General features: G+C 67.1%; 4 protein-coding genes. 3 read left to right on the top strand and 1 reads right to left on the bottom strand.

The window, feature by feature from the left end; translation table 11 throughout:
- The coding region (locus QOD90_RS20960; RefSeq protein ID WP_526352750.1) for a GntR family transcriptional regulator at positions 1–480 on the bottom strand (480 nt) is incomplete at its 3' end.
- 85 nt (positions 481–565) lie between these two features.
- Here QOD90_RS20960 and QOD90_RS20955 point away from each other — a divergent pair.
- The 3 genes from QOD90_RS20955 to QOD90_RS20945 form a co-directional block, all read left to right on the top strand.
- Positions 566–1,327 (top strand): HpcH/HpaI aldolase family protein, encoded by a 762-nt coding sequence (locus tag QOD90_RS20955; RefSeq protein WP_526352749.1) that lies wholly within the window; start codon positions 566–568, stop codon positions 1,325–1,327.
- Complete coding sequence (locus QOD90_RS20950) at positions 1,327–2,667, top strand: MFS transporter (RefSeq protein ID WP_526352748.1); 1,341 nt, start codon at positions 1,327–1,329, stop codon at positions 2,665–2,667. Before QOD90_RS20955 ends, QOD90_RS20950 begins: the two co-directional genes overlap by 1 nt.
- Before the next feature lie 9 nt (positions 2,668–2,676).
- Positions 2,677–3,065, top strand: a 389-nt coding sequence (locus QOD90_RS20945; protein ID WP_526352747.1) for a nitrilase-related carbon-nitrogen hydrolase, incomplete at its 3' end; no start/stop codon positions are given.

The raw sequence follows: 3,065 nt of genomic DNA, 5'->3' as shown, positions 1-3,065 counted from the left end.
GCCATGAGCGTCCACGATCGCCCGATGGAACGCGCGATCGAGCCGCGCCACGCTGAACCAATCCTCCTCCTGGCCAGCATCTACCATCCGCTGAGCCAACCCGTCCAAGGGCTGGGGTGCGCCCGTCTCGGCCAGGCACAGCGCACGCGCCGCATGACCCTCGATCAATCGCCGTGAGGCGTACACCTCTTCGAGTTCCCGCGACGTGACGCTGCGCACCTGCGCCCCGCGACGCGGCAACAGGTCGATGAACTTCTCCGAGTTGAGTCGATGGAACGCCTCGCGCACCGGGGTCCGCGAGGTGCCGACGAGTTCGGAGACCCAGACCTCGTCGAGGAACCGACCGGCGGGCAGCGTGCCCTTGATGATCTCGTCGCGCACCCACTGGTACACCCGATCGCGCGCCGACGGGGTCACGCCCGCCTCAGAGACCTCGACGGCCATGTCGACTCCTTCCGCTTCCTGCAGACTACTGGACACATGACGCACACCTTGTGTATACAAGAGATGTACACGCAGTGTGGCCGCCGCCACATTCGTCGCCCGACCACCACAGGGAGAGACCGTGGAACCGAATCGCCGCTACGCCGTCTGGCTGTCCGGGCCCAACGTGGCCGCCGCCGAAATCGCCCGCCAGGTCGGCTACGGCGCCGCCGTCCTCGACATCGAGCACGGCACCTTCGACCTCGCCGACCTCGAACGCTTCATCCCGTTCCTCAAGGCCATCGGCCTGGAAGTCGTCGCCAAGGTGCTCGGACCCGAACGCGGTCCGATCCAGCAGGCCCTGGACTTCGGCGCCGACGTCGTCGCCATCCCGCACGTCGAGAACGCCGAGCACGCCGCCGTCGTCACCGGCTTCGCCAAGTTCCCGCCGCTGGGCGACCGCAGCTTCGCCGGTGGCCGCACCTCCGCCTACGGAGGCTTCACCGACGAGTGGGTATCCGCACAGGATGCCAAGACGCGGTGCTACCCGATGATCGAGGACGCCGGGGCGATCGAACAGATCGACGACATCCTCGCCCTCGACACCGTCGACGGCGTCTTCATCGGACCATCGGACCTCTCCCTGCGACGTGAACGCGGCGCCTACGCCCGCACCGACGGCGACTTCGCGGACCTCGCCCGCATTGCCGCGGCCGCCCGCGCCGCAGGCAAGCCCTGGCTGCTGCCCGCCTGGAGTCCCGAGGAGAAGCGGTTCGCCGTCGAACACGGCGCCGACCAGATGGCCCTCACCATGGAGCACGGTGCCATCCTGGCCGGCCTGACCGCCGCCCACGATGCGATGCTCGACATCGATCGCAGCCCCGTCCTGAACGGGAGGAACTGATGAACAACGTTGAGACCCAACACGTCAGCGACGCAAACACCACCAAGAGTCCTGGCCGATTCCGCTGGCAGATCGGCGGCCTACTCGGCGCCGGGATGTTCGTCAACTACATCGACCGCGTGAACCTCTCGGTGGCTACCCCGGCCATCATGGACGACTTCGGCATCAGTGCCGCGCAGATGGGCGTGGTGGCATCGGCGTTCCTCTGGACCTACGCCATGCTGCAGATGCCCATCGGCACCATCATCGACAAGATCGGTGTGCCGTGGGTCAACCGGCTCGGCGTGTTCCTCTGGGCCATCGCGTCGTTCGCGTCGGCGGCCGCCGGGGGCCTTGGCATGCTGATCGCCGCCCGGCTGCTGCTCGGCGTCGGTGAGGCGCCGACCGTCCCCGCCGGCTGGAAGGCGATCGGCCAGTGGTTCCCGAAGCAGGAACGCGGCACGGCCACAGCCATTTTCGACGGCTGCGCGAAGATCTCCAACGTCATCGGCATCCCGATCATGGCGCTGCTGGTGTCGGCGTTCAGCTGGCACGCCGCGTTCCTGTTCACCGGGACGCTGAGCCTGGTGTACCTCGTCGCGTGGTGGCTGCTCTACCGGACGCCGTCACAGGCCGTCGCCGACGGCAAGATGTCCGCCGACGAGCTCGCCTACCTTCAGGCGGGCGACGCCGAGAACGAAGAGAATCGCGGCGGGGGCTCACTGCAGGGCATCGGGCACCTGTTGCGCCGCCGCAAGACCTGGGGTCTGGCCCTCGGATACGCGTCCTACACCTACGCCTACTACGTCCTGTTGACCTGGCTGCCCGGCTATCTCAAGAAGGAGTTCGGGGTGAATCTGCTCCAGGGCGGGCTCTACTCGATGATCCCGTGGCTGGTCGCCGTGATCGCGCAGTTCCTCATCGCCGGCCTGCTCATGGATTGGTGGGTGAAACGCACGGGCCAGGTGACCAAGGTCCGGCGCATCGTGCTGGTCGTCAGCATGCTCGCCGCATTGGCCGTCACCAGCGCCGCCTACGTCGACACCATCGGTCCCGCCATCGTGTTCATCTCGATCGGCGCTGCGGGACTTGCGGTTTCGGTGCCTGCGGGTTCCAGCATCGTCTCGCTCATCGCACCGGAGGGATACACCGGAACGCTCGGCGGCATCGTCAACTTCATCGCCAACCTGATCGGCATCGCCGCCCCGATCGTGACCGGGATGGTCGTCGACAGAACCGGATCGTTCGCCGGTGCCTTCATCGTCACCGGCGTGGTGCTGCTGCTCGGAATCCTCTGCTATACCGTCGTTCTCGGACGAATGGACCGCATGGCCCCGCCGCCCGCCGCCGCCCAGATCTAGGAGATCCCCATGGTCGTCTGCACAGTCGCCCAGTTCGCCCCCGGCGAGGACAAGCCCGCCAACCTGTCGACGATCCGCCGCATGGTGTCCGAGGCACGGGCGCAGGGTAGCGAGCTGGTCGTGTTCCCCGAGTATTCGATGTTCACCGTCCCGGTGATGGACGAGCGCTTCGTCGCATCGGCCGAACGGCTCGACGGCCCCTTCGTCGCCGAGCTCACCGCCCTGGCCGCCCAGCACGGGATCGCCATCGTGTGCGGCATCAACGAGGCCATTGATCACGGCGATCGGATTCACAACACGCTGCTGGCCATCGACGCACAAGGGCGGCTCGTTGCGACCTACCGGAAGCTGCACCTCTACGACGCCTTCGGCTACACCGAGTCGAGCCTGGTCAGCCC

This window comes from Mycobacterium sp. (genome assembly GCF_032161845.1).
In the GTDB taxonomy this organism is placed as follows: Bacteria; Actinomycetota; Actinomycetes; order Mycobacteriales; family Mycobacteriaceae; genus Mycobacterium.
Note: the sequence above shows the minus strand (reverse complement) of the source record. Positions and strands in the feature narration are given on the sequence as shown.

Coding starts and splice junctions, on each gene's coding strand:
- QOD90_RS20950 (WP_526352748.1), top strand. CDS start 1,327: ATGAACAACGTTGAGACCCAACACGTCAGCGACGCAAACACCACCAAG.